Genomic DNA, 26,506 nt, shown 5'->3' on the forward strand with positions numbered 1-26,506 from the left:
CCCTTAGCAGACAGAACGCGGCGGGCGGACGTCCGCAGAGGCGGGCACCTGCCCACGTGAGTGCCCACGAGACTCTCGCAGTGTCTACGACACCAGTGGGCACAGCGCGAGTCTGGTGGGCTCTCGCTCTATCTCGCGGGGCCGTAGGTGGGTTCGTGGCGCTTGAACCAGCCAATGACCAGGTAGGTGACAGGCAGCAGTAGTAGCTCTACCAGGCACTTGTAGATGTAGCCGACGATGACGTAGTTGAGGAAGTCACCGAAACTTGTAATTCCAATAATGGGGGCGGCAATGGAGCAGAAGATGATGGTGTCAGCTAGTTCACCGACCAGGGTTGAGCCCAATAGACGGCCCCAGAGGTGGCGGCCGCGGGTTGCGGCTTTGAGCTTGACGAGCACCCAGGAGTTGAGCAGCTGGCCTGCCAAAAAGCCCAGCAGGGAGCCTGCCAGAATTTGAGGCACGGGCCCCAGTACGGTTTCAAGGGCTCTCTGGCCTTCATAGAAGTCAGCGGCAGGTAGGGCGATGAGCACCCAGAAGCTGGCGGCGGCAGCGGCGGCAGCGACGAAGCTGGTAATAATGGCGCGACGGGCTAGCTTAAAGCCGTAGATTTCACTGATGACATCACCTAGTACGTAGGCCAGGGGGAAGAGGAAGAATCCGCCGTCGGTGATGATAGAGCCGAAGGTTACGCCCTTGGTTGCCCCAATGTTGGAGAGGATAAAGACCACGCAGGTAGCAACAAGGAGCAGGTCGTAGTAGGTGCGGGCTGGGCGGGCAAAGCCGGTATCGGCCAGGTGCCCCTGGGCGGACGCCGGTGAGCTGGCGGAGGGTGTAGACACAGTTATCCCCTGGGTTTGAGTGATGAGTTTGAAAAGTGCCCACCTGCCACCTGGGCGCCCACTAGCTTACCGATTTTTGGGTGGTGTCGCACTGCTTGCTGGGTGTGCAGTGGGGCGCATTGGCGTCCGCTGGGGTGAACTTTTGGCAGGTTTTGCTGACAGTTTTCTAGGTTCTGTGGCGAACAATAGTTTTTAGTGACAGATGGCGGTAGAGTGTCATTATGCCTCGAATTACTGCCGCCACCAACGCCGCCCAGCGCGAGAACACCAAACGCGCCATTCTTGATTCTTTCGGCCGCCTGCTCTACGAGCGCGGCCTGCCCGGTCTTACCATGACCCACATCGCCAAGAATGCTGGCGTTGGCCGCACTGCGGTCTACAACTATTTTGCTGACATGGGTGAGCTTCTCATTGCCTACGCTCTGGATGAGACAGAGCGCTTTCTGACCGAACTACAGGAGGCCTTGGCCGGGATTGAGAACCCTATTGATCAGCTAGCTATTTATGTGCGCCTGCAGATTGAGGATCTTTCCCGCCGTCATATGCCCCCTGGCCCTGCTATGCGGTCGGTGCTTTCCCCTGAGGCTTTTGCCAAGTTGGGGGATCATGTGCGTGAGTTGCAGATGGTGTTAGCCGGTATTCTTTCTGCTGCCATTGAGCGCGGTTATCTACCCAAGAATGATATTCGTGAGCTGGCGCAGTTGGTTCACGGTTCCTTATCGTCGAGCGCTGATCGCACCGATGAGGCAAGTGATAAGGCTGCCCGCGAGCGCCACATTGAGAATACGATTCGTTTTATTCAGATGGGGTTGGGTGCCCGTTTTGATGAGAGCGGACGCCCGCAGCGGTTAGATGGTTCCCCTAAGGTGCACTTGTTGGTGGCTTCTTAGGGGGTGTGGGAGTGGCCGAAGAAGGCCTGTTTATGAGGAGAGTCATATTCATGACAGAATATTTCTTCAAGTCACTTTGACCTTATTTGAGGTGTGGGCCAAATCAGTGTTTAATCATGCCCAAACCCTCAAAGACCCAGGCTCCTATCAGTCTGGCCTCTAGCGGGAAACCAACCTGCGCAACACCGTTCGCTGGTGCGACAGCGTTGCATCGATACGCAAACTAGCACAAGGACCACAATGTCTTCTGTCACTAACCTTATCCTTCAAGCAGCGCGCGAAGAATCCACCTGCGATGCCAACCTCCCTGCCCAGCCCTGGCAGGTAGACCAGGACCATTCCTACGGCCCCGGCGCATCTATCGCTGATACCTTCCCGACCACAGCACCCCGCCAGGCAGAACTGCCGCAGCGCTACACCCAGGCCAGCACCCCTGAACTTGAGGCTATGATTACCGCCGCCCGCCAGAAGCTGGGCGAGCGCATCAAGATCCTGGGGCATTTCTACCAGCGCGATGAAATCATCCAGTTCGCAGATTTTGTGGGCGACTCCTTCAACCTGGCCCAGGCCGCTACCACTCACCCTGAGGCAGAAGCCTTTGTTTTCTGTGGTGTGCATTTCATGGCAGAAACCGCAGATATTCTCTCAGGCCCCGATCAGGCAGTTATTCTGCCTAACCTGGCTGCCGGGTGCTCCATGGCAGATATGGCCACCTTGCCCCAGGTAGAAGTTGCCTGGGACGACATGATGGCAGCGCTGACTGCCCAGGGTGAGAAAGCTCCCCTGGTGCCGGTTACTTACATGAACTCTGCTGCAGATATCAAGGCTTTCTGTGGCCGTAACGGCGGTATTGTCTGCACCTCATCGAACGCCCGTACCGTGCTCGAATGGGCCTTTGAACGCGGTGAGCGTGTGGTCTTCTTGCCCGACCAGCATCTGGGCCGCAATACTGCCCGCGCTATGGGTGTTGCTGATGAGCAGATTATTCTCTGGCGCCCCGGCCAGCCCTTAGGTGGTAACACCCTGGAGCAGCTGCAGGCAGCTAAGGTCATTTTGTGGAATGGCTTCTGCTCAGTTCACAAGCGTTTTACCGTCGCCCAGATTGAGCGTGCCCGCGCCGAATACCCCGGTGTGCGCGTTGTGGTGCATCCTGAGTGCCCTGCCCCGGTTGTCGATGCGGCAGATGTTTCTGGTTCCACTGAGGTCATTCGCAAAGAGGTGGAGGCTTCACAGCCGGGAGATGTTATTGCTATCGGCACCGAAATTAACATGGTCAATCGCTTGGCCCAGCAGTACCCTGACCGCACTATTTTCTGTCTTGACCCGGTGGTCTGCCCCTGCTCAACCATGTACCGTATTCACCCGGCCTACCTGGCTTGGGTTCTGGAAGAACTGGTTGAGGGGCGCACCCCCAACCAGATTGTGGTGGCAGACGAGATTGCTAGTGACGCTAAGGTCGCCCTTGAGCGTATGCTAGCTGCAAAACCAAAGTAAAGATTATGGTCCATATCATTGTGGTCGGCGCTGGTCTGGCCGGTCAGTCTGCGGCGCTCACGGCCGCACGCCAAGGTGGGCAGGTCACCCTGATCTACCCGGGAGAATCTATGGTGCTCAGCGCCGGGTCTTCCCAGCTGGCCCAGGGCGGCGTTGCAGCAGCCATTGGGGCAGATGATAGCCCCTCAGCGCACGCGGAGGACACCGTCAAAGCCGGGGCGGGCATGGTAGACCCACAGGCAGCCCGCTACCTCACAGAGGCCGGGCGGCAGGCTATCAACCAGCTCCTTGACCAGGGTCTGCCGGTCGATAGGCAGGTAGACGGTAGCGTCGATTTCGCCCTAGAGGCAGCCCACAGCCTGCCACGAGTTGTGCACGCTGGGGGCGACCGCACCGGCGCTGTGATGCACCAGTTCCTAGCCCAGCAGGTAGAGGCTAACCCCCGCATCCAGCAGGTGCCCGGCCAGAAGCTACACCGCCTACTGACCAAGGAGGGTGCGGTCTGCGGCCTAGTAACCGTAGATGCTACTGCCCCTGCCGGTGAAGGTGAAGAATTTACCTACCAGGCCGATGCGGTGATTTTAGCGACCGGCGGTTACTGCGGTGTCTACGGCCGTTCAACCGGGGCCCGTCAGGCAACCGGTCAAGGGGCTTTAGCTGCCGCCCAGGCCGGGGCGCTACTTGCCGATATGGAGTTTGTGCAGTTTCACCCCACCGTCCTTGCCGGTACTGGTTGCCTGATTTCTGAGGCCGTCCGCGGGGCAGGGGCTGTGTTGGTGGACGCCCAGGGCCAGCGTTTTCTCTCAGCTATTGACCCGCGCGGGGAGCTTGCTCCGCGCCATGTGGTAGCGCAGGGGGTTCACCGGGCCCTGGAAGAAACCGGCCAGGTCTGGTTAGATGCCCGCGGGATTAGCGGGCTCACCCAGGAGTTTCCCGGTATTACTGCCAAGCTGCGCTCACAGGGGATTGATTGGGAGAACCAGCTCGTTCCTGTGGCCCCAGCAGCTCACTACTGCATGGGTGGTATTTACACACATCAGGCAGGGCGTACCACCGTCCCTGGGCTCTACGCGGTGGGTGAGGTGGCCCGCACCGGGGTGCACGGGGCGAACCGTCTAGCTTCTAATTCGCTGCTTGAAGCTATCGTTTATGGGCAGGCGGCCGGGGCAGATGCCGTCCGCGCTGAAAGCACCCCCCAGGCCAGCTGGTTCCCGGCTACCAAGGGCACCCAGGGGGCAGGCTCCCCCACCCTTGAGGTGGATGTCTCTGCTGCCCAGCTTTTTGACGGTATTGGGGCGGTCTGCGCTACTGAGCCTAACCCTGATATCGACGCCGCTGTGCGGGCTGCCCTGGACCGTGGCCTAGGGATTGAACGGTCAGCAACCAGCATCACTGCCACCTACCAGAAACTTCAGAAGCTACCGGGTGCCCTATCAGCCCTGGGCCAGATTATTGCGGCCGCGGCCTTAGCGCGTGAAGAATCTCGTGGGGCGCACCGACGTCAGGACTTTCCGCTCACCGACCCTGCCCAGGCTGCCCCGCGCCTGATTCGGGTGACCTTCTAGCGCCCTTATACCCCCCTCTTATTTTTGGAAAGAATACTATGCTCACTCCTCAGATTATTACCTCCACCGTGCGCGCGGCCTTAGCCGAGGACGCCCCCTGGGGCGACATCACCGCCCAGGCAGCGGTGGCAGCTGATGCCCAGCTACGCACCGCCCTGGTAGCACGAGAGGCAGGAATTTTTGCTGGTGGGGATATCGTGCGTGAAGCCTTCGCCCTGACTGACCCGGCTATCACTGTCACTTCCCTGGTGGCAGATGGCACCCCTATGGCCGCTGGGGATCAGCTTGCCATCATTGAAGGCCCAGCCCGGGGTATTCTGACCGCGGAGCGTATCGCCCTCAATTTTTCTCAGCACATGAGCGCCATCGCTACCCTAACCAGCCGGTATGTTCAGGCTGTTGAGGGCTGGGATGTGCGCATTGTTGATACGCGCAAGACCACCCCCGGTTTGCGGGCCTTTGAGAAACATGCAGTGCGCATGGGTGGGGGCCACAACCACCGTTTTGGTCTTTCTGATGCTGTCATGGTCAAAGATAACCACCTGGCAGCCCTGAAGGGTTCGGACGCTGAGAGCATGACTGCTGCCCTGCGTCAGGTTCGTGAGCGGGTGGGCCACACGGTACATATTGAGGTGGAAGTTGATCGCATCGAGCAGATAGAGCCGGTTCTTGCCGCAGGGATTGACACGATCATGCTCGATAATTTCTCGCTGCCTGAGCTGGTGCAGGCTGTCCAGCTCATTGCAGGCAGAGCCATTGTGGAAGCTAGCGGCAACGTGAACCTAGAGACCGTGGCCAAGATTGCGGCTACCGGTGTTGATGTGATTTCGGTGGGCAAGCTCACCCATAGTGCCGGGTCTTTGGACCTGGGCCTTGACGCCTTAGAGAGCTAGATAATGGCCGCCTATCTGGACGCTTCAGCTACCGCTCCCTTACACCCTGCCGCCCAGCAGGCCATGCTGCGGGTCTGGTCCCAGGGGCAGGCTAATGCTTCGAGCCTGCATTCAGCCGGGGCGCGCGCTGCCCAGGAGGTGGACGCTGCCCGTGAGCTAATTGCCTCAGCTTTTGGTATTCATCCCGGCGGGGTTATTTTTACCTCTGGCGGCACAGAGGCCAACAACCTGGGCATTATTGGCCAGGTCTTAGCTATGCGCTCCGCGCAGAAGGTGCTCACAAGCCAGGTGGAGCACTCATCGGTGCTAGCTAGTTGCGCTTATCTGAACCGTTTTCACGGGGTGCAGGTGGGTTATGTGCCGGTGGATGCTACCGGCAGGTTCGTCCTTGATGCGGCTTTAGAAGCTGAGCTGGCTACCGGGCAGGTGAATCTTATGGCCCTGGGGCTGGCTAATGCTGAGGTGGGCAGTGTCAATGACGCTCACAGGCTCTTAGAGTTAGCTGGTGAGCACCGGGTGAGCCTGCATCTTGATGCGGTTCAGGCGGCCGCCCAGTTGCCGGTTTCTTTGAAGGCAGGTGCTTGGCCTGGTGAGGGCGTGACCTCTATGGCTATCGCTTCGCATAAGTTTGGTGGCCCGCAGGGGGTGGGTGCGCTCTTATTGCCGCGCCCGGTGCCTTTGGAGCCGACCATGCACGGTGGCTCACAAGAGGGTGGGCTGCGGGCAGGGACGCTCAACGTGGCTGGTATTGCTGGGTTTGCGGCGGCTGTTGGTGCCCATCTTGCTAGTGTGGGATCCAAGGCTGTAGCGCTTCTTCGGTCAAAGGATGAGCTGGTTCAGGCTATGTTGCGGGAAGTTCCTGGGGCGCAGTTAACAGGTCATGCTAGTGAGCGGTTGCCGGGGCATGCCTCCTTTGTGTTTGAGGGTGTGAGCGGGGAGTCCTTGCTGGTGGCTTTGGACGCTGCCGGGTACGCGGCTAGTTCTGGTTCTGCCTGCCGGGCCGGTTCGCAGGGGCCCTCCCCTGTGCTGACTGCTATGGGCTTTGACGAGGATCTTGCTCTATCTGCTCTGCGTTTTTCCTTGGCTGAGCCACTGGCGGCAGAGGATAGGCAGAGGATTGTTGGCATCATTAAAGATGAGGTGGCCCGGGCGCAAGGTACTGGTCCCCGCTGATAGCGGAGTAGTTATGGGCACCCATAGCTCAGGGTAGCTGGCGGCAGTGTCGTTAGAGGGCAAAGAAAAAGCCGGTTTCATCAAGTGGGCGATGAAACCGGCTGGCGGAGGATGGGGGATTTGAACCCCCGAGGGCGTGAACCCAACACGCGTTCCAGGCGTGCGCCATAGGCCGCTAGGCGAATCCTCCAGGCTGTTGCTTAGCTATTTGCATAGCTTCACGAAAGCGAACAGATACGAGCATACCCCACTCCCCGCGTCCGCGCAAATCTGGCAGGCGGAGCCGCGTGGGGCATCCGCACCGGCACCTCTGGGCAAGGGTGAACAGCAGGGGCAAGGACGCCACCGCCTGCCTTTGTCTTTCAGGGCGGCTTAGGGTACAGTTATTGGAGCCCCTTACGTGGCGTCATCTTGGAAAACTCCCCCAGGGCCGGAAGGCAGCAAGGGTATCTGGGCTCTGACGGGTGCGTAAGGGGTCTTTATTTTGCCCAGATCTGCCCGCTCCCCCACCAGGGACCAGAAAAGTTGCAATAGTATGTGTGAGCATCAAGGATTTCGGGAGGAATCTGGGGTTATAGGCAGAAAAGTGTGTCCCACCCCGGGCACGTCACCCACCACGACCACCCCAACCACCCCGCACCACCACACCCTCACCCACAGCAAACACACCACGCTGCTCATCCAAAGAACGCCCCACAGCAGCCTTCTTTCTCCGACCAGCAAGAGCAACCACCGGCACCGGCTCCAACCAGATCACCTCATCAACACTAGAACCCCAAGCAGCATCCACCCACAAGAGCCACCCCACCGCCGGCCACTGATGCTCCACCGGCATTCCACGGTGCTCACGCAGCATGGCACGGATTTTCGCGTTATAGCCTTCTATATGATTCGTAGTACGAGAAATAGGACCTTCCCTGAGCAAGTCTGGATTCAGAAAAGTAAACACAACACCCTGCTTCACCAAACGCTCAAGCCTCCTATAGGCAGTACGCACACGCTCATGGATGTACTGCCAGGACCCGTCAGCTAACCAAGTTCTCTCCTTGATAAAGCCTTGATACTGCGCATGCCAGGACGCTAAAGAAGCTGACCAGATTGCTGCCTCATCCACGTTAGTTACTCGTAGAAGAGCCCTAGAAATCTTTAGTAAGGACTTGCCTGCTTTTAGTACGTGAGGCACTAGTGAGCAGGGTTCTGGTATTTCTGTACACGTGTACTAGGCAGCGTTGAATCTGGGTTTCTGGCCAGTATGTTGTGGCGGCGCTGGCAAAGCCAGCCCCACCATCTACAACGGCTATATCTGGGGCTGGAATCCTTGATAACAAGGCTTGGTAGGCTGCGGTGTTCTCACTTTTAGCCCATGGGTAGTCGATGACACCGACAGCGTGGTTGTAGGCGATGATGCAGACCATGCCGCTGATGTAGATGCCGTCGAGTTGGATTTCGTGGTGGATTTGGCCTGTTTGTTTCAGTGGTGGGGTGATGTTCCAGCACCAGGCGGTATTGGCGCGGAAGGTTCGTCCAGCTCCTAGGGTGGTGTGTTGCTGGGTGTTTTTACTGGTGAGTCAGGTGATGAAGGTTGCTAGTTGGTGTTTGCGGGTGCTGGTGGGGCGTTTGATGGTTCTGCTGGCGCCGCAGTGGGTGCAGCGGTAGCGTGTGGTTCCTGCGCTGGTGGTGCCGTTGCGTCTGGTTCGTTGGTTGCATATCAGACATGTGGGGTTTTGGGGACACACTTTTCTGCCTATAACCCCGCTAGGGACCAGAAAAGTTGCAATAGTATGTGTGGGCATCAAAGATTTCGGGAGGAATCTGGTCCCTACTGACGTGGGGCGGAAGAGAGCGGTGCGGACGCAGGGAGCAGCTTAAGCCCGCCGCGCACGGTTCTTAAAACGTCAGCCACCCCCACTAGACTGTTAACCAGCACACCCGGGGCGGCAGCTTCTGAGTCTTTCTCTTGCTGTGCCCCCTGGGCCGGGCTCAGTTTTTCTGCACTCAACCGAAGGTTTATTGTGAGCACTGCCTTGTATCGCCGTTATCGCCCTGAGTCGTTTGCCGACGTCATCGGGCAGGAGCATGTCACCGAACCTCTCATGACGGCCCTTGAAAAGAACCGGGTGAACCATGCCTACCTCTTCTCAGGCCCGCGCGGGTGCGGCAAGACCACCTCAGCCCGCATTTTGGCGCGCTGCCTCAACTGTGCCCAAGGCCCCACCCCCACCCCCTGCGGTGTGTGCGAGTCCTGCAAGGAGCTCTCCCGCGATGGCGGCGGATCCCTAGATGTCATTGAGATGGACGCTGCCAGCCACGGCGGTGTCGACCACGCCCGCGACCTGCGTGAACGCGCCACTTTTGCGCCGGTGCGTGACCGCTACAAAATCTTCATCATCGACGAAGCCCACATGGTCACCCGCGAGGGCTTCAACGCCCTGCTCAAAATCGTGGAAGAACCCCCGGCGCACATTAAGTTCATCTTTGCCACCACTGAGCCTAATAAGGTTCTGGGCACTATTCGTTCACGCACCCACCACTACCCCTTCCGCCTGGTGCCCCCGCAGATTCTGGGGAACTACCTGGCCACGCTCTGCGCCGAAGAGGGCGTGAAGGTTTCTGAGGGCGTCCTACCGCTGGTGGTTCGTGCTGGCGGCGGGTCGGTGCGTGACTCACTCTCCATTCTCGATCAGCTCATGGCCGGGGCTTCTGATGAGCACGGTATCTCTTACGATTTGGCGGTGGCCCTGCTGGGCTTTACCCACGGTGAGCTGCTTGATGAGGTGGTGGACGCTTTTGCTTCTGGTTCTGCCGCTGAGGTCTTCGCCTCTGTTGATAAGGTCATTCAGACTGGTCAGGATCCGCGCCGTTTTGTCGAAGATTTACTGGAGCGCCTGCGCGACCTGATTATTGTGAAGGCCGTGCCTAATTCGGCCGGCTCAATTCTGCGTGGGCTGGCCGCTGACCAGCTTGAACGTATGCGCGCCCAGGCTGAGAAATTGGGGGGCGCTGAGCTGTCGCGGGCGGCGGACCTCACCAATGAGGCCCTGAACGAGATGAGTGGGGCCATGAACCCCCAGCTTCATTTGGAGCTGCTCTGCGCCCGTATTCTCTTAGCTGCTGGGGAGCAGGGGATCGGCAGTCTCACTGCCCGCCTGGACCGGCTAGAACGCAAGCTGGCTTCAGTCCAGTTCCCTGCGCAGGGAGCTTCCCAGCAGGGGGCCTCCCAGCAGGGGGTCTCCCAGCAGGGGGCACAGGCTGTTTCTGCCCAAAAGGGTGCGGACGCCGCCCGCCCCCTGGCGCGTGCACAGCAGCAATCTGCCCAGACGGGGACTACCCCCACTGGTGCGCCTCTTGCTGGTGCGCCCTTGGCAGGGCCTCCTCTGGGGGCTGCGGGAAGTGCTCCCATGGCGGGTGCCCCCTTGGCCACAGCTCCCCTAGCTAGTGCACCCCTGGCTAAGACCGGTCAGCAAGCGCCCCAGGCCCAGCAGACGCCCCAGGTGTCTCAAGGCCAGCAGCGTCCTCACGCATCTGAGACATCTCAGGTGCCGCAACACTCAACTCAGCAGAGCGTACCTGGTGAGAACACCGTTGATATGGTGGCTAACTCCTGGGCTGATGTGGTGGCGCGCGTTCCCTCGGCCTTTGCCCGCGCCCAGTTCGCCCTCTGTGAACCGTCCAAGTTTGAGAAGGGCGCCCTCTTCCTGCGGGCTGAGCTGCCTGTTCTCAAAGCTGTCAAAGAATACCTCCCGCAGCTTCAACAGGCCCTGGCCCAGGTGCTAGGTCTGCAAGTGCAGTTGCGCGGGGAAATTAAGAAACCCGGTGATGGTGGCGGCCCCAACGGGGGCGGACGCCCCAACGGAGACAACCCCGGTGGAGGCAGCCCCGGTGGGGGTAGTCCCCACCCGACCGGGTCGAACTCGGCTCCTGAAGGTGGGAACTCGAACCCCGCGAACTCCCAGTCGCCTAACCGCCAGCCCGCTAATCGTCAGCCGGTAAACTCCCAGCCCGCAGCACCTCAGCCCGCAGCACCTCAGCCCGCAGCGCCTCATCAGCCTGATGTGGCTGAGGGCCCGCGCGGGGGCGAGCAAGCCTGGGCGGCACACGGCCAGCCCCGCTCCCCTGAGCCTCCCTCATGGAGCCCCAATGACTGGAATAACCCCGTCACCTCCTGGTCGGTAGCAGCTATCCCCAGCGGCGATACCCCTGAAACCCCCGAAGCTACAGGGGCAGGGCACCCAGCGGAAACACCCCCTGCCCAACCTACAGAACAGGGCTCTGCCATCCCGGCAGGGAATGAGCAGGAGGCCAATCAGCAAGCGCCTGACCAGCAAGAAGCAAACCGGCAAGAGCCCAGCGAGCAGATACCAAGAGACCAGGCACCCAGCGAGCAGCCCTCGCCCCCGCACCTGCGCGTCATTGACGGGGAGGCAGACCCCGTTGAGATGGCCAAGGCCCAGCACCCCTCAAATGGTTCCCAGGAGCAACACAACATTGCCCTAGCCAGAGAGGTCACCCCTCCATCTGATACTGAACAGGCAGAAGAGGAGGTAGCCCACGAAGATAGCCCGCACGCAGTCTCCTTAGAGCCTGTCCCCACCAGTGAGGGCCTGGCCGAGCAGGGGCATAAGGACGCCGATAACGCGGCCCTACAAGAAGAAGCTCAGAGCGATAGAACCAAGCCCCAGGGCCCTGTAGCCTACGAATACGGTGACTACGACGGTGGCTACTTTGATGATGCCTCCGTCGATGAGCCTGAGTACGTGGCCGGGGTCGGCTACCTGAAGCCAGAGACCCCCCCGGTAGCGCCCCTTTCCGGTGCTCCCCTGGCGCAAGCGCCCCAAGCTCACGTCACCCAGCCCCAAGCCGCGCAGACTCAAGCAGTTCAGGCTCAAGCAGCTCAGGCTCAAGCAGCTCAGGCTCAAGCCGCGCAAGCGCCCACAGCCCAACCACAGGCGTCCGCGCAACAAGCGTCCGCACCACAGAGCAAACCAGCGGGCGGGCAGCCCGGCGGGAAGAAACTTTCCTTCCGCGAGCGCCATGCCGCGCAGATCGCCGCAGGCCAACGCTCCGTGCAGCAAGCCCAGGCCCCTGCCCCGGCAGAAGCCCCTGAGGACTTCACCCCCAGCGACGATGATGCCGCCCTCGAATCGTCCGTGCTGATCGGCCAGCGGGCCGTGGAAAAGATTCTCGGCGGCAAAGTAATTGACGAACAGCCCCTTCACCAGGGCTAACGAGGAGTTTTTGTGTACGAGAGTGCCGTCCAGAACCTGATTGACGAGCTCGGCAGGCTACCCGGTGTGGGCCCTAAATCAGCCCAGCGTATCGCCTTCTACATTCTCAATGCAGAAAGCTCTGAGATGGCTAAACTCACCGACGCTATCGCGCGGGTGAAAAAGACTGTGAGTTTCTGCGATATCTGCGGCAACGTCTCTGAAACTAAGCTCTGCGCTATCTGCCGTGATGAGCAGCGCGACCCGGCGGTGCTGTGCGTGGTAGAAGAATCAAAGGACGTGGTGGCTGTTGAGCGCACCCGCTCTTTTACTGGCCGCTACCATGTGCTTGGTGGGTCTATTAACCCTATGGCTGGTGTTGGCCCAGAGCAGCTGCGCATCCGTGAGCTGGTGGCCCGGCTCTCAGATGAGCGCATTACTGAGCTGATTCTGGCTATGGACCCCAACCTTGAGGGTGAGGCTACTGCCACCTATCTTTCGCGTCTGCTGGTGCCTATTGGTATTCGTGTTTCACGTCTGGCTTCGGGCCTGCCGGTCGGTGGCGACCTGGAGTATGCTGATGAGATTACTCTGGGCCGTGCCCTTGAGGGGCGCCGTATTATCAGTGAGGGAACTCGTGCGGAGGCCGCTAACCCCGCTGAAGATTTTGAGGCTGCTGCCCAGGCAGAAGCTGAGGCTAAGGAGCAGCAGGCAGCGGCGGAGCAGGCGGCTAAGGGCCCGCGGGCTCGTTGGGCTGGTTCTATGTTTGATGACCTTGAGGACGCCGATGAGCCCACTCAGTCTGAGGAGCGGCGGGATGCCTATGAGTCCAAGCTAGAGGAGCTGAAAAAGACTCCTTTGCGCACGGTGGCTCCTGAGATTCCGCCGATTCCGGGCAAGACCTATGTGAACCCATGGACCTAGTGCCCCCACCCCACCAAGAAACTGTAACGCACGTTATATTCTCTTAGGGGAGTAAAAATCGTTCACCTGGGGCTCTCACCCCTACGATAGACTTAGGCCGGTAAATGCCCGGCACCTTCAACACCCTTGTACTGGAGAAGTTTCAATGAGCCTGATTGTCCAAAAGTTCGGTGGGTCCTCGGTTTCTGACGCCGAGGGTATTAAGCGTGTAGCCCGCCGCATTGTGGACACGCAGAAGGCTGGCAACGAGGTCGTCGTGGTGGTCTCAGCAATGGGCGACACCACCGATGAACTACTCGACCTTGCAGCCGAAGTAACCCCCAACGCTGGCCCCTCGCGTGAACTCGACATGCTACTGACCGCTGGCGAACGTATTTCCATGGCCGTACTGGCCCTGGCCATTAACAGCATGGGCGGCCGCGCCCAGTCTTTCACCGGCTCCCAGGCCGGCATGATTACTGACGGCGTGCACGGTTCAGCCCGCCTGGTTGAGGTCAACCCTGAGCGTATCCGCACCGCCCTTGATGAAGGCCATGTCGCTATTGTGGCCGGTTTCCAGGGCATGAACCGCCAGACCCGTGACATCACCACCTTGGGCCGTGGCGGCTCAGACACCACCGCTGTTGCCCTGGCGGCGGCACTAGGTGCCGATGTTTGCGAGATTTACTCAGACGTTGATGGTGTGTTCACCGCTGACCCGCGCATTGTGCCGTCCGCCCATAAGCTTGATACCGTCACAAGCCAAGAGATGCTTGAGATGGCCGCTAATGGTGCCAAGATTCTGCACCTGCGTTCGGTGGAGTACGCTCGCCGTTTCAATCTCAAACTGCATGTTCGCTCGTCATTTTCACAGCTTGAAGGCACTTTCGTTATCCCTGACAATGAGGGTATGGAAACTAATTTGAAGGAGATTCCCTTGGAACAGCCCCTCGTCTCGGGTGTTGCCCACGACCGTAGCCAGGCGAAGGTCACCGTTATTGGTGTGCCCGATGTTCCCGGCTCAGCGGCCAAGGTGTTCGGTATTCTCAACGAGACTAACGTGAACCTGGACATGATTGTTCAGAACGTCTCCACCGACCGCCCCGACGTCACCGACATTTCCTTCACCCTGCCCCAGGATCAGGGCGCCGCTGCCCTAGCTGCCTTGGAAGCTAAGAAGGCTGAACTGGGCTTTGAGGAGGTCCAGTACAACGAGTCCATCGGTAAGCTGTCGCTGGTGGGCGCTGGCATGAAGTCTAACCCCGGTGTCTCTTTCAAGTTCTTTGATGCTTTGAGCGCTGCCGGTGTGAACATTGAGATGATTTCTACCTCTGAGATTCGCATTTCGGTCATTACCGACATTGCCAAGCTTGATGAGGCTGTGCGCGCCGTACACTCAGCTTTCGACCTTGATGCTGAGGGTGAAGCTACCGTCTATGGTGGCACCGGCCGCTAGGTTGTAAGAGAGGCTTGTCCCGTAAGGACGCCCAGGCCCCGGGCCGGTAGCGTAAAGGCTGCTGGCCCGGGGCCCAGCTTTTGAACAAGAGCTAGACATGACAGCCACCACCCAAGAAGCACCAGCAGATAAATTATCATAAATCAAATTTTCTGGTGGTAGGTGGTAGTGCGAGGGATTTCGCGGTGGTTCACAGGTGTTTACAATGCTAAACTGAAGGTATAAAAGCGGGGCACCCCCCTCAGAACCGGAAAATACTGAGAGGATGCCCCTAGCGTAGGAAACGTCTATCGTGCTGCTAGCTATTGATAGCGTTCCAGAGTTCGGCAATAGCCCGTAGAAGATTCGCAATCGGCGCCAACCACTTGCGAACTTCGCGGGCTATTTTCATACCTTGGCCCTTATTCATACGCTCACCTCCTCATTTGGTCTCTCTCAACGGCAGTTCGGCAATAATGTAACTCGTGGAGAGCCGCAGAGAAGGTATAGCTCTATTCTATCTAGTTTGTGTGCTTCTCAAGCTGGAGTCGTATCCCTCTATAGCACTTAAATATTCCCTGACTCCCTGCCGATCTCCAACACCCTCACCAATCCCTAGGGGAGCTAAGTGTAAAAAGCTTTTTGTACATAAAGAGTTATTCAAAAAGCAGACAAAACAGGATTACAGCGAAGACTAGAATAGACCCCATGCCCCTCACCCTCCTTACCGCAGCTACCTGGCGCGCCCAGGCGTCCGCCCATGAACAGCGCTCAGGCCGCTATGCCCTACCCTTTGCCGAGCGGCGCAAGCGCGGCCAAGCCCACCCCGTCGAAGACTTCCTCTTCACCTACTACACCCTCAAACCCGGCCAATTCATGCGCTGGCACCCCGGTGCGGGAATCATTCTGCAGGACGCTAGTGAGCGAGCAAACTGGAAATTCTACCGGACCGCAACCCAACAAGAGCTAGAAGAAGCTGGCCTGCCCCCAGCAGAAGCTGCCGCAACCGCCCAGGAGGGTAGTAGCGTCCTCGTTGATACCAAGAAGTTCGCCCAGGACCGTGCCACCGCCATAGACTTTGCCCGCATTATTGTGGGCAAGACCGCGGCCAAGCCCGGGTTCTTTGGGTGCTTTGGCCTACACGAGTGGGCCATGGCCTATAAGTCGGTTGAAAACAATATCCGCCACGACTACCTGAAGCTACGTTTAGGGGCAGACGGCACCGACCGGGTGGTTGAAAGCCATAAAATCAGGTGCTCCCACTTCGATGCCTTCCGTTTTTTCATGCCCCAAGCCGCTCCCATGAATGAATTTCGGCCCACACGACAAACCCAGCGTGACATGGAGCAACCCGCCTGCCTCCACTCAAATATGGACATCTACAAATGGGCTTATAAGCTCCTACCTTTGATAGCCTCAGAGCTGGTCATGGACTGCTTCGAGCTGGCCTGGCAGGCACGCGAACTCGACATGAAAGCTGCCCCCTACGATCTGAAGGAATGGGGCTACGAACCCATCCCCATTGAGACCGCAGAAGGCAAAGCTGAGTACGTGCGGCAGCAAAGATCTCTAGCTGAAAGATCTGTGCGCTTACGTCAACGTCTGCTCGATTCCCTAACGTCGTCCTTGGCCCCAAGCTAAAGAAGGGACAACCTCCATGCGTTTTTCGCGCAAACTCGCTACGGTAGCTATCGCTGCCCTAGCTTTTACGGGCCTAGCCGCCCCGGCAGCCTCAGCCTACAACTACGCCTACGACTCTGACGGCGACCGCCTACTAGATATCTGGGAAATTGAAGGCTACGACTACAACGGTGACGGGTACATCGACATCGACTTCCCCGCCCTAGGGGCAGACCCCTACCACAAAGACATCTTCGTTGAGATGGACTACATGCCAGGCCTCATGGCCAGCGAAGCCGAACTCGACACTATCGTCGACACCTTCGCCCAGATGCCCCTGTGGAACCCCGACGGGAGGACCGGCATCAACCTACACCTAGACGCCGGCAGCATCTACCCCCGCTACGATCTAGGTGGCGGCAACCAGGTGCCCCACCAAGGCTTCACCAACCTAGGCGACGTGCATGACCTGCGCGCCATCCACTCAGATATAGCCCGCTACCGCACCTTCCACTACATGATCTGGGGCGACTACCACGGCACCAACGGCTCATCTGGGGCAGGTAACCTCAACGGCCGAGTCTTCACAGTAACCGTTGGCCCCACCCACTGGGGCCACGCTAGCAGCCCGATCCGTATCGGTACTTTCATCCACGAGCTAGGGCACAACCTGGGCCTAGAACACGGCGGTGACGACAGTGTGAACTACAAGCCCAACTACACCAGCATCATGAACTACAAGTACCAGCTTGAAGGCCTACGCCGCAGCGACGGATCAATCTACTACGGCTACTCCACCAGCGAAGGCATGACCATGAACGAGGCCGCCATCATCGAAACACGCGGTATCGGCCAGCAAGGCCGCGGGTTCTCCATCCGCTACGGCAACCGCTACTGGAACGCCCACCAAGGAATAGACTTCGACGGTGACGGACGAGTCGAATCCCGCCCCCAGCGGATCGACATCAACAAGGACGGCAGAATCAGCCAGCTCTCTGCCCCCAACGATATGGAAATGATCCAGTTCCAGCCTCAGCACTTCTTCTACCGCAACGCTAGCACCGTAGAAGTCAACGAAATGACCGCTGATAAGGCACGCGATATGGGCTACCTGCCCGCCGAATAAGAACTAATCCTGGCACCCTGCCAGCCTTAGACACCGCAGGAGCAGAAAGAGCCTCACACCCCAGCTCTTTCTGTTCCTGCACCTTCAATAGGGGGGCCGTCTGGCGCACTTGACGCATCCGGTAAAATAGGTTGCGGTTCTATCTAGATTCCAGCACCCAAGGAGTGCCCATTCATGGCCCGTATTGTTGTTGACGTTATGCTCAAGCCCGAAATCCTCGACCCCCAGGGCAAGGCTATCTCTCACGAGCTTCCCCGCATCGGTCTAACCAATTTCACCGATGTCCGCCAGGGTAAGCGCTTTGAACTTACTGTCGACGGTGAAGTCACCGAAGAACTGCTCGCGCAGGCCCGCCAGGCAGCCGAAGAGCTGCTGTCTAACCCCGTGATTGAAGACGTCGTCAACGTCGAAGCTCTGGAGGACTAAAAGACGTGGCAGAATCCCTCGCAGCAACCGAAGTTCCCCTCGTGGGCGACTTCTCTGAAAACACCCCCGACGCCGCGCTTGCAGGTGTGCGCGTCGGCGTCATCACCTTCCCCGGCACCCTCGATGACCGCGACGCCTCTCGCGCCGTGCGCCTAGCAGGTGGCACCGCCGTCTCCCTGTGGCACGATGAAGCAGATTTGCACAAGGTAGACGCTGTTATCGTCCCCGGTGGTTTCTCCTACGGTGACTACCTGCGCGCTGGCGCCATCGCCGCCAAGGCCCCCGTGATGAGCAAGGTCGTTGAAGCCGCTAGCGCCGCTGGCGCCTCCGGGTCCGCACCCCTGCCGGTGCTAGGTATCTGCAACGGTTTCCAGATTCTGACTGAAACCCACCTGCTACCTGGCTCCATGATCAAGAATGATCACCGCAAGTTCATCTGCCGTGACCAGATTCTGCGAATCGAAAACAATGAGACCTTCTGGACCAGCGACTTTGAAGCAGGCCAGAACATTGTGGTGCCCCTCAAGAACCAGGACGGCCAGTACGTCGCTGACGCTAAGACCCTTGAGGCCCTCGAAGCTGAAGGCCGCGTCGTCTTCCGCTATGTAGATGTCAACCCCAACGGTTCCCGCAACGACATCGCCGGTATCACCAACGAGCGCGGCAACGTCGTAGGGCTCATGCCCCACCCCGAGCACGCCGTTGAGCCCGGCTTTGGCCCCTCCTCCTCAGGTTTTGGCACCGTAGGTCTGCGCGAAGGCGCCGACGGCCTAGGCGTCTTCACCTCCGTACTCAACAAACTGGTTTCGGCCTAAACGCCTCGCATAAGGAATAAGAATTTTGAGCGACAAGAAGTTTAACCTCGACACCGTTGAGCACGCCGCTGCCACCCCCGAGACCGAGCTGCCCTGGGCTGAGCTTGGCCTGAAGGAAAACGAGTTCGAGGACATCAAGAAAATCCTCGGCCGCCGCCCCACCGCAGCCGAGCTAGCAATGTACTCGGTCATGTGGTCAGAGCACTGCTCCTACAAGTCATCCAAGGTTCACCTCAAGCAGTTCGGTGCTAAGGTCACCGACGAAATGAAGAAGGACCTCATGGTCGGCATCGGCGAGAACGCCGGTGTAACCAATATCGGCAACGGCTGGGCTGTAACCTTCAAGATTGAATCCCACAACCACCCCTCCTACGTTGAGCCCTACCAGGGTGCAGCAACCGGTGTGGGCGGTATCGTGCGTGACATTATCTCCATGGGTGCCCGCCCCGTAGCTGTCATGGACCCCCTACGTTTCGGTGCCATCGACCACCCCGACACCGCCCGCGTCCTACCCGGCGTTGTCTCCGGTGTAGGCGGCTACGGCAACTCCCTGGGCCTGCCCAACATCGGCGGCGAAGTCGAATTTGACGAATGCTACCAGGCCAACCCCCTGGTCAACGCCCTGGCTGTGGGCATTATGCGCCACGAAGACATCCGCACCGCTAACGCCTCAGGTACCGGCAACAAGGTCATCCTCTTCGGTGCCCGCACCGGTGGCGACGGTATCGGTGGTGCCTCCGTGCTGGCCTCTGAGTCCTTCGATGACACCAAGCCCTCCAAGCGTCCCGCCGTACAGGTGGGCGACCCCTTCGCTGAGAAGGTCCTCATCGAGTGCTGCCTAGAACTCTTCAAGGGCTCTGTCGTTGAAGGTATCCAGGACCTCGGTGCCGCAGGTATCTCCTGCGCTACCTCCGAGCTGGCCTCTAACGGTGACGGCGGCATGCACGTTGACCTGACCAAGGTGCTGTTGCGCGACCCCACCCTGACTCCCGGCGAGATTCTCATGTCAGAATCTCAGGAGCGCATGATGGCTGTGGTCACCCCCGAAAACCTCTCCCGCTTTGAAGAAATCATGGACAAGTGGGATGTCGAATACTCCGTACTCGGTGAAGTCACCGGCTCCGGCCGCCTGACCATCGAGTGGCAGGGTGAAGTCATCGTCGATGTGGACCCCAAGACCGTGGCCCACGACGGCCCCACCTACGAGCGTCCTTACGCCCGCCCCGACTGGCAGGACGCCCTACAGGCAGACAAGTTCACCGGCTCCAGCGCGGACGACGCCCGCCCCACCGGCGCCGAACTAGGCCAGGCAATCAAGGACTTCATGGCTGCACCCAACATGTGCTCCAAGTCCTGGATCACCAACCAGTACGACCGCTACGTTCAGGGCAATACTGCCCTGTCTATGCCCGATGACTCCGGCGTGATCCGCGTAGACGAAGAAACCGGCCTGGGTGTTGCCCTCGCCACCGACGCCAACCCTCGCTTCACCAAGCTAGACCCCTACGAGGGCGCTAAGGCCTCCCTGGCTGAGGCCTACCGTAACGTCGCTACCGTAGGTGCCCGCCCCGTAGCTGTCTCTGACTGCCTAAACTTCGGCTCCCCCGAGGACCCGGACGTCATGTGGCAGTTCGCTGAGGCTGTGCGCGGCATCGCCGACGGCTGTATGGAACTGGGCGTACCTGTGACCGGCGGTAACGTCTCCCTCTACAACCAGACCGGCGGCAAGGCCATCAACCCCACCCCCGTGGTGGCGATGATGGGCGTGATGGACGACGTCACCCGCCGCACCCCCTCCGGCTGGGCACCTGAGCACGACGGCCAGGCCCTCTACCTGCTGGGCACCACCGCCGACGAACTTGACGGCTCCGAGTGGGCCCGCTTCAAGGGCCACCTGGGCGGCCAGCCCCCCAAGGTTGACCTGGCTGCTGAGAAGCTACTGGGCGACATGCTGGTGAACATGAGCCGTGACGGCATGATTGATGCCGCCCACGATGTTTCTGCCGGTGGCCTAGCTGCTGCCCTGGTTGAGGGTTGCCTGCGCTTTGGTGTAGGTGCCCGTATTGGCCTGGGTGAGGTTGCTGAGCGTGACGGGATCGACCTGTTCACCCTGCTCTTCTCTGAGTCCCTGGGCCGCGTGGTTGTCTCCGTGCCCCGCTCTGAGGAAGTTCGCTTCAAGGACATGTGCACCGCCCGCGACTACCCCTTCGCCCGCATTGGCGTGGTTGATGCCGCCTCAAAGGCCCTGGATATTCAGGGTGAGGTCGCTATCAGCCTGGAGGAGCTGCGCGAAGCCCACGAGGGCACCTTGGCCCGCCACTTTGGCGAGGTAGCCCCCAGCTAGTCGCTAGTTACTGTGTGTAAGGACGCCGCCGCGCACTGCCCTGCCCCACGGCAGGTAAGGTGCGTGGCGGCGTCTTTCTGCTTTTAACAGCTGAATAAAGCTAAAGTTAAACCTGTACGCACCAGCAAAGGAACCTCTATGCTTTCTCGCACCACACTCATGAGCGTCTTGGGAATCGCGGCTCTCGCGCTCTCGGCATGCTCCTTATCCGGCGGTGTTCCAAAACCCACCCCCGTTCATGAATTATCAAGCAGCTCGGCAACACCGTCGCCTTCGGCCACAATATCAAGCCCCTCACCTACCGCAGAGACGCCCTCCTCCGAACCAGCGGTAGAGCAAACAACCGCTGAAGCCACTCCCGCACAAGCCCAGACACCTCCTTCTGAACAAGCCTCTCCCGCATCAGATGCTATTGCAGCGCCAGGTACCAACTGCGGCCCCGTGGTCAATAGTGAGGGCCAAAGCACTGAGGGAAGCGTCTATGTCTCTGGCGGAGCCGTAAGCTGCGCTGAAGCTATCTCAGTTTTTAACTCCTACTTCCCCCAGATGCCCGATCTTGCCTACAACCGATACGGGGTCGTTGAAGGCATACTGGGAGGGTACACCTGCCAGATGAACCGGCAATACATGGGTGCCTACGCAATGTTAAGCGGCCAGGTGTACCTCTGCCAAAACAGCGCAAACGGCGCCTACCTTGAGCTGCGCTACCCTGGGGAACGAGTACTGCCCGGCTATGTAGTCGATATGAACAAACATATCGGTGACCCTCCGGGGGCCATGACTGGCACCGCAGTCACTTTCTCCACTCCCGCTCAGACCGTTGATTGCATTGGCACTCTAGACACCAAAACAATCACCTGCCGGGCTTTCCGGGCTGGGGGTGGCATTAACTACGTGACGATGGGCAAAACCGGGGCTCCCACTTTCTCTGATTTTGGCGACGGCCCTACCGCCCCCGTTCAGTCAACCCCTGTTGATGTAGGCACAGTAATTACAGCACTGGGTGTCTCGTGCAAGCCCACGGATGCGCAGACTCTGTACTGCGTTAACACCACACACGGGTTCACGCTATCTCCCAATGGGTTTATTCAAGACTAGGAGGGTTATTCATAAGGGGTATCCCGCAGCCAAAAAGAGCAACCCACGAACTACTGGAAACACCCGCCCATACCAGCCCATGCCTTCAGAGCCCACGGGCTAGATCAGTTTCTTGATTCTTCGAAATTTGGCTGATAAGGGCTAGGTAGGTTTGGGGGCTGGCCACACCGACAAGGCGCAAGCCTGGGGTGAAGCTAACTAAGGAGCAGAAACGAAATAATCGGATGCTCAATTGGCTAGGGTCGGTGGTGGTGCGGGTCATCGCGCTGGTGTTGCATCTGGCGGGTTCTGTATACAGGTTTCAGGCGTCCTTTTGTCTAAATCAGGCGTAGGCCGCTACCCTTGACGATATTTTATGGGGCTAGGCGTTTACCCAGCTGGGCAAACACGCGGGTGTTGTGGTCGAAGCCAGTCAGTGCTTCATCGATTAGGGCATCGCGTTGGGCGTCCGTCAGTGGAGCCTCGTCCAGAAGAACCCGGTAGGAATCTTTGAAGACCTTGGGCTTCGGGAGCGTTTCAAAGCGGTACATGCTCAGAGCCTTAGTAGGCACCCCGTAGTGCCGGGCGACTAGGGCAGCCACAGCCTGGCCGCCCGATAAATCGCCCAAGTAACGCAGGTAGTGGTGGGCTAGAAAACGTTCGGGGGCGGACGCCGTCGCTCGAATAGCTGCCGCATAGTCAGCAGTTGCCGATAACGGCTGGTCATCGATGGGTCCGCCTAGTTCAGCTAGATCAGCCTTAATAGAGGCAAGGCGGTCAAGGCCTTTTAGCACGAAGGGTTCGGTGATGGGGTTGGGCTGAGCACGGAAGCCAGCAGCCACTTCTTCGAGGGCCTCGTAGATGTAGGTGTACTGGGTCAGCAACATGCGGTAGGCCTCCACAGTGAGTTTGCCGCCCATGAGGTCAGCCATGAAGCTGGAATGCTCTGCCTGCTTGTGGCGGGCTGCGGTTTCTGTTTTAAGGCGGGCTGAGAAGGTAGGACGTTCGGTGTCGGCAAGGGTGAGTGTCATGGGGTTCTCCTTGGTGAGGGGTTGCAGAGGAATCTTTACTGACAGATTGTCACCAGGAAATAATTAAGTCAAGACCTCGTGATCTATTTTTATTAGGTTCACCTTAATGTTAGTTTAGGCATGCCTTTAAATTTAATAAGGCCGAGCATGTTACGAAATATGCCCACCCTACGCTACATAGATTTCACGAGGATGCCCATGTCTCTTCAGCACAGCGCCCGGCGCTCCTGCGCCCTCCTAGCCACCGCCGCACTCACCCTGTCAGGCATGACCCTGGTTGCCGCGTCCACCGCCGACGCTGCAGACACCCCCAGCAGCACCGTCGCTGCTGCGTCCGCAACCCACACTGCCAGCAATGCCAAGCTCACCTGGTCACTCAAAGATTCCTTTATCCGCTATGTCACCGGCACTTTTGCCGGCGGTAGCGTAGAGGTAACCGGCGGCCCCAGCTTCAACGGTTCAACCTTCTCTTGGGAGGGGGCTGAAGGGGAGTTCACCGGTGCGCAGGGAACCATCAACTACCCCGGAACTATCCACTTCACCGCCCACCACGGCGCCCTAGATATCATCTACGCCAACCTCAAACTTGTAGTCAACGGTAACCAGGGCACCCTGGTAGCCGATGTAAAGTCCAAGGGTTACAACGGCTCCCCCGACGTGGATGCCACCGGCGTCAGCTTCGCTACCGTAGACCTTGCTAGCATCGCTTTCAGCAACGGCACCGTATCAGTCACCAACGCTCCTGTTACTCTCACCGCCGAGGGTGCGGACGCCTTCGCCGGCTTCTACAAGACCGGCGAGGTTCTCGCGCCCCTCAGCTTCTCAGCCGACCTGACCGGAAAGCCCGCAGAAACCCCTGCCCCCGCTCCTACCCCGGAACCGACCGCTGACGGCGTCACCAATGCAGCGGGAACCGTCACCTGGGGTATTAAGGATTCCTTCCTCAACTATCTGCTAGCGCAGAACGCAGTAACTCCCGGTGAAAAGACCAGCCTCGAAGGCAATAACTTTGCCTTCGCCGGTGCGACCGCGCAGACAACAGACACCGGCTATTCCATCAGTGTTCCGGGTAGTTTCTCCTTGCTAGCCCACGGCGGGGTGCTCAACATTAACCTGCACAGATTCCGGGTTGTCACCGATGGGGCCCAGGGTTACATCTACGCCACCGGCACCTCAGCCAACACCGGAGAAATCACTGATCAGCCCATCGCCAGCTTCGACGCGAGCGCCCTAACCACCGACGCCGAGGGCAATCTGCTCCTGAGCGGTGTAACCACCTATGCCACCGGGCATGCGGCCACCATTTTTGGCTCCCGTTACGCTGAGGGTACGGAGTTTGACCCCCTCTACCTGCGCGTGGCTGCGCCGGTGGTTGAGGACGTGCCTGCCCCGGCTCCCAGCGAAACTCCGGCTCCTGCCCCCAGCGAGACCCCCGCCCCTGGCCCGTCCGCTGAACCTACTACCCAGCCCACTGCTGAGCCGACCGTCGCTCCCTCAGCCCAGCCTTCTGTTGAGCCGACGGCTGCTCCTTCTGCTCAGCCCACTGAGGAGCCTGCTGCCCAGCCCTCCATCAACCCTGCTGACCCGGCCCCCCAGTGTGTTCCGGTAACCGTCACTGAGACAGTTGCCGGTGCAACTAGCACCCAGGCTGATGGCACTGTGTCAGCAGCAACCTTGAGCTGGGGCGTGCGCTCGTCTTTCCGTAATTACATCGGTGGCGGTATCGCCCAGGGCGGTTGGGAACTCAGCGACACAACTTACTCCAACAGCACCTTTAACTGGTCGCAGGGCACCGGTAGCTTTGCTGATGGAAAGGGAACCGTTAACTTCACCGGTTCGGTGCGTTTCACCGGCCACAAGGGCGCCCTCAACACCCTGATGGCTAACCCCCGCCTTGAGATCAACGGTTCTACCGGCACCCTCTACCTGACCATAACCTCTAACAACACTGATGGGGTTGCCACCAATTACGGTGAGGTCGCTTTTGCCACGGTCGATACCTCTTCTCTCACCGTTAACGGCTCAACCATCTCCCTCTCAGGCGCTTCAGCTACCCTCACCGAGGCCGGGGCTGCTGCCTTCGCTGGCTTCTACTCAGCAGGTATGGCCCTTGACCCCATCAGCTTCACCGGCACCCTGGGTTCAAAGACCGTCACCGGTGCTTCTCAGACCATTGAGAAGACTCAGTATGTCTCTGAGAACGGCGCTAACTGTGATGCCCTAAACGCTGAGGCTGAGCGGAAGGCTGAGTCTGCTCGCACAGCTGCCCAGGGTGGCAAGCTGGCGAATACTGGCGCTTCAGTCGGTGCCCTTGTTGCTGTGGGTGCCGCCCTGCTGGCTGCTGGTGCTGTGGTGGTAGCCCGCCGCCGCGCGTCCTAATTCTCCCTTCCCCGGGTGGGAGCCGGAATGTACCCGGTTCCCACCCCCTTTCTTTCTCTCAGGAGGTTCTGGTGCTCACGCGCTCTTTTTCTTCTCTGCCCCTGCGCCGGGGTTTTTCTGTTCTGAGTGCGGCCCTGGTTCTGGCGGTAACGGCCTGTACCGGGTCGGTAGAGAGCGGTGCGGACGCCGCCGCTACAGGCCCGCAGGCGGAGGCAGCTTCTACGTCGGTTGAGAGTGAGGCGCAGTCGTCGGCAACGGCCGGGGGTATTGAGGCTCCCGCAAGTGAAGAACTGCACCGTACTGCTCTACAGCAGGCCGAGGACTACCTAAAAACTCACGCTCTAGAGAACCCTAAGAGCCTGACAGGTCTTGCCACGGCAGCGTCTGTGCCCGATGTACTGCCCCTTGAGAACCCGCAGGCCCCGCAGCTACCCGTAACCGTCACTGATTTTCAGGGTACCCAGGTGACAGTGACCAGCGCCGACCGGATTCTTGCCCTGGACATGTACGGTACCCTGGCCCAGACCGTTGTGGCCCTGGGCCTGGGCGACAACCTGGTAGGCCGGGTCACGTCTTCGACAGAGACAACTTTGGCAGACCTGCCCCTGGTTACCCAGAACGGCCACGATATTTCTGCTGAGGCGGTTCTTTCTCTCGCTCCGACCGTGGTGCTCATGGATACCACCAACGGCCCCCTGGAAATTACCGAGCAGCTGCGCTCCGCAGGGGTGACCGTGGTTCATTTTGACCCCTCCCGTTCCCTGAACCAGGTAGTTCCGCAGATTGAGGCGGTTGCCCAGGCTCTGGGCGTTCCGGAGGCCGGTGCCCAGCTGGGTGCGCGGGTGCAGGCTGAGATTGATTCGGCACTAGATACCATTGCCGAGGTAGCCCCGCAGGATCCGGCGCAGAAGGTGGGCATGGCCTTCCTCTATGTGCGAGGCACCGCCGGTATCTTCTTTATTCTCGGTGAAGGCTCAGGGGCTGATGAGCTGATTACGGCCCTGGGCGGGCGCGATGTGGCGAGTGAGGGCGGAGCTTCGGGCACTGTTCCCGCTAACGCTGAAGCACTCTCCCGGGCTAACCCCGACCTAATCTTAACTATGACCGGCGGGGTGGAGTCTACTGGCGGTATCGAGGCCTTCTTCGCCCGCCCTGGCGTAGCTGAGACTACCGCCGGCGCCAATCAGCGTGTGATTGATATGGCAGACGGCCAGGTTCTCTCATTCGGGCCGAACAGTGCCGCGGTACTCCTATCGCTGGCTACCGCTATCTATACCCAGCAGTAGGTTCTC

21 protein-coding genes, 1 tRNA gene and 1 other RNA gene are annotated in these 26,506 nt (G+C 59.4%); 17 read left to right on the forward strand and 6 right to left on the reverse strand.

Annotation, left to right across the window (positions count from 1 at the left end; translation table 11 throughout):
- Positions 1-128: 128 nt before the first annotated feature.
- Positions 129-839, reverse strand: coding sequence for a queuosine precursor transporter (locus ACEE09_RS03985; RefSeq protein WP_449082281.1), 711 nt, complete (start codon positions 837-839; stop codon positions 129-131).
- 221 nt (positions 840-1,060) lie between these two features.
- Between ACEE09_RS03985 and ACEE09_RS03990 the strand changes: the two genes are divergently transcribed.
- The 5 genes from ACEE09_RS03990 to ACEE09_RS04010 all read left to right on the forward strand — a co-directional run bounded on the left by ACEE09_RS03990 (position 1,061) and on the right by ACEE09_RS04010 (position 6,854).
- On the forward strand, positions 1,061-1,729 hold the full coding sequence (locus tag ACEE09_RS03990; protein ID WP_449082283.1) for a TetR/AcrR family transcriptional regulator: 669 nt from the start codon (positions 1,061-1,063) through the stop codon (positions 1,727-1,729).
- A gap of 240 nt (positions 1,730-1,969) precedes the next feature.
- Complete coding sequence (gene nadA / locus ACEE09_RS03995) at positions 1,970-3,223, forward strand: quinolinate synthase NadA (RefSeq protein WP_449082285.1); 1,254 nt, start codon at positions 1,970-1,972, stop codon at positions 3,221-3,223.
- A gap of 5 nt (positions 3,224-3,228) precedes the next feature.
- Positions 3,229-4,788 carry an L-aspartate oxidase gene (locus tag ACEE09_RS04000; protein ID WP_449082286.1) on the forward strand — a complete coding sequence of 520 codons (1,560 nt, stop codon included), beginning with the start codon at positions 3,229-3,231 and terminating at the stop codon, positions 4,786-4,788.
- 38 nt (positions 4,789-4,826) lie between these two features.
- Positions 4,827-5,681, forward strand: a complete 855-nt coding sequence (nadC, locus tag ACEE09_RS04005; RefSeq protein ID WP_449082288.1) for a carboxylating nicotinate-nucleotide diphosphorylase — start codon at positions 4,827-4,829, stop codon at positions 5,679-5,681.
- 3 nt (positions 5,682-5,684) lie between these two features.
- Entirely contained in the window at positions 5,685-6,854 is a 1,170-nt protein-coding gene (locus ACEE09_RS04010) for a cysteine desulfurase family protein (RefSeq protein ID WP_449082290.1), read from the forward strand.
- 102 nt (positions 6,855-6,956) lie between these two features.
- On the opposite strand, the gene ACEE09_RS04015 is transcribed toward ACEE09_RS04010, so the two are convergent.
- A tRNA-Ser gene (locus tag ACEE09_RS04015) sits at positions 6,957-7,044 on the reverse strand.
- Positions 7,045-7,241: 197 nt separating this feature from the next.
- On the opposite strand from ACEE09_RS04015, the gene ffs reads away from it, so the two are divergent.
- Positions 7,242-7,338, forward strand: an RNA gene (ffs, locus tag ACEE09_RS04020) — signal recognition particle sRNA small type.
- Between the two features lie 123 nt (positions 7,339-7,461).
- Here ffs and ACEE09_RS04025 read toward each other — a convergent pair.
- The 3 genes from ACEE09_RS04025 to ACEE09_RS04035 all read right to left on the reverse strand — a co-directional run bounded on the left by ACEE09_RS04025 (position 7,462) and on the right by ACEE09_RS04035 (position 8,647).
- Entirely contained in the window at positions 7,462-7,968 is a 507-nt protein-coding gene (locus tag ACEE09_RS04025; protein WP_449082292.1) for a hypothetical protein, read from the reverse strand.
- Positions 7,969-7,990: 22 nt separating this feature from the next.
- Positions 7,991-8,269, reverse strand: a complete 279-nt coding sequence (locus ACEE09_RS04030) for a transposase (RefSeq protein WP_449082294.1) — start codon at positions 8,267-8,269, stop codon at positions 7,991-7,993.
- Positions 8,270-8,422: 153 nt separating this feature from the next.
- Positions 8,423-8,647: a transposase-like zinc-binding domain-containing protein gene (locus ACEE09_RS04035; protein ID WP_449082296.1), complete on the reverse strand. Its 225-nt coding sequence runs from the start codon at positions 8,645-8,647 to the stop codon at positions 8,423-8,425.
- 219 nt (positions 8,648-8,866) lie between these two features.
- On the opposite strand from ACEE09_RS04035, the gene ACEE09_RS04040 reads away from it, so the two are divergent.
- From ACEE09_RS04040 to ACEE09_RS04080, 9 genes are all read left to right on the forward strand, one after another.
- Entirely contained in the window at positions 8,867-12,079 is a 3,213-nt protein-coding gene (locus tag ACEE09_RS04040; RefSeq protein ID WP_449082298.1) for a DNA polymerase III subunit gamma and tau, read from the forward strand.
- Positions 12,080-12,091: 12 nt separating this feature from the next.
- Positions 12,092-12,982, forward strand: a complete 891-nt coding sequence (gene recR, locus ACEE09_RS04045; protein WP_449082300.1) for a recombination mediator RecR — start codon at positions 12,092-12,094, stop codon at positions 12,980-12,982.
- Between the two features lie 145 nt (positions 12,983-13,127).
- On the forward strand, positions 13,128-14,417 hold the full coding sequence (locus tag ACEE09_RS04050; protein ID WP_449082302.1) for an aspartate kinase: 1,290 nt from the start codon (positions 13,128-13,130) through the stop codon (positions 14,415-14,417).
- A gap of 687 nt (positions 14,418-15,104) precedes the next feature.
- Positions 15,105-16,037, forward strand: coding sequence for a 3-methyladenine DNA glycosylase (locus ACEE09_RS04055; protein WP_449082304.1), 933 nt, complete (start codon positions 15,105-15,107; stop codon positions 16,035-16,037).
- A 16-nt stretch (positions 16,038-16,053) separates the two neighbouring features.
- Positions 16,054-17,142 (forward strand): C4-dicarboxylate ABC transporter substrate-binding protein, encoded by a 1,089-nt coding sequence (locus ACEE09_RS04060; RefSeq protein ID WP_449082306.1) that lies wholly within the window; start codon positions 16,054-16,056, stop codon positions 17,140-17,142.
- Between the two features lie 174 nt (positions 17,143-17,316).
- Positions 17,317-17,568 (forward strand): phosphoribosylformylglycinamidine synthase subunit PurS, encoded by a 252-nt coding sequence (gene purS, locus ACEE09_RS04065; RefSeq protein ID WP_449082308.1) that lies wholly within the window; start codon positions 17,317-17,319, stop codon positions 17,566-17,568.
- A gap of 5 nt (positions 17,569-17,573) precedes the next feature.
- On the forward strand, positions 17,574-18,383 hold the full coding sequence (gene purQ / locus ACEE09_RS04070) for a phosphoribosylformylglycinamidine synthase subunit PurQ (protein WP_449082310.1): 810 nt from the start codon (positions 17,574-17,576) through the stop codon (positions 18,381-18,383).
- Between the two features lie 25 nt (positions 18,384-18,408).
- Positions 18,409-20,727 (forward strand): phosphoribosylformylglycinamidine synthase subunit PurL, encoded by a 2,319-nt coding sequence (purL, locus tag ACEE09_RS04075; protein WP_449082312.1) that lies wholly within the window; start codon positions 18,409-18,411, stop codon positions 20,725-20,727.
- 441 nt (positions 20,728-21,168) lie between these two features.
- Complete coding sequence (locus tag ACEE09_RS04080) at positions 21,169-21,825, forward strand: hypothetical protein (RefSeq protein ID WP_449082314.1); 657 nt, start codon at positions 21,169-21,171, stop codon at positions 21,823-21,825.
- 353 nt (positions 21,826-22,178) lie between these two features.
- On the opposite strand, the gene ACEE09_RS04085 is transcribed toward ACEE09_RS04080, so the two are convergent.
- Positions 22,179-22,835 (reverse strand): biliverdin-producing heme oxygenase, encoded by a 657-nt coding sequence (locus ACEE09_RS04085; RefSeq protein WP_321104048.1) that lies wholly within the window; start codon positions 22,833-22,835, stop codon positions 22,179-22,181.
- Positions 22,836-23,033: 198 nt separating this feature from the next.
- Here ACEE09_RS04085 and ACEE09_RS04090 point away from each other — a divergent pair, with 198 nt between their 5' ends.
- Complete coding sequence (locus ACEE09_RS04090; protein ID WP_449082316.1) at positions 23,034-25,214, forward strand: HtaA domain-containing protein; 2,181 nt, start codon at positions 23,034-23,036, stop codon at positions 25,212-25,214.
- A 71-nt stretch (positions 25,215-25,285) separates the two neighbouring features.
- Positions 25,286-26,500 carry a heme/hemin ABC transporter substrate-binding protein gene (locus ACEE09_RS04095; protein WP_449082318.1) on the forward strand — a complete coding sequence of 405 codons (1,215 nt, stop codon included), beginning with the start codon at positions 25,286-25,288 and terminating at the stop codon, positions 26,498-26,500.
- Positions 26,501-26,506: the final 6 nt, after the last annotated feature.

The organism is Rothia sp. 88186D007BW, assembly GCF_053544215.1.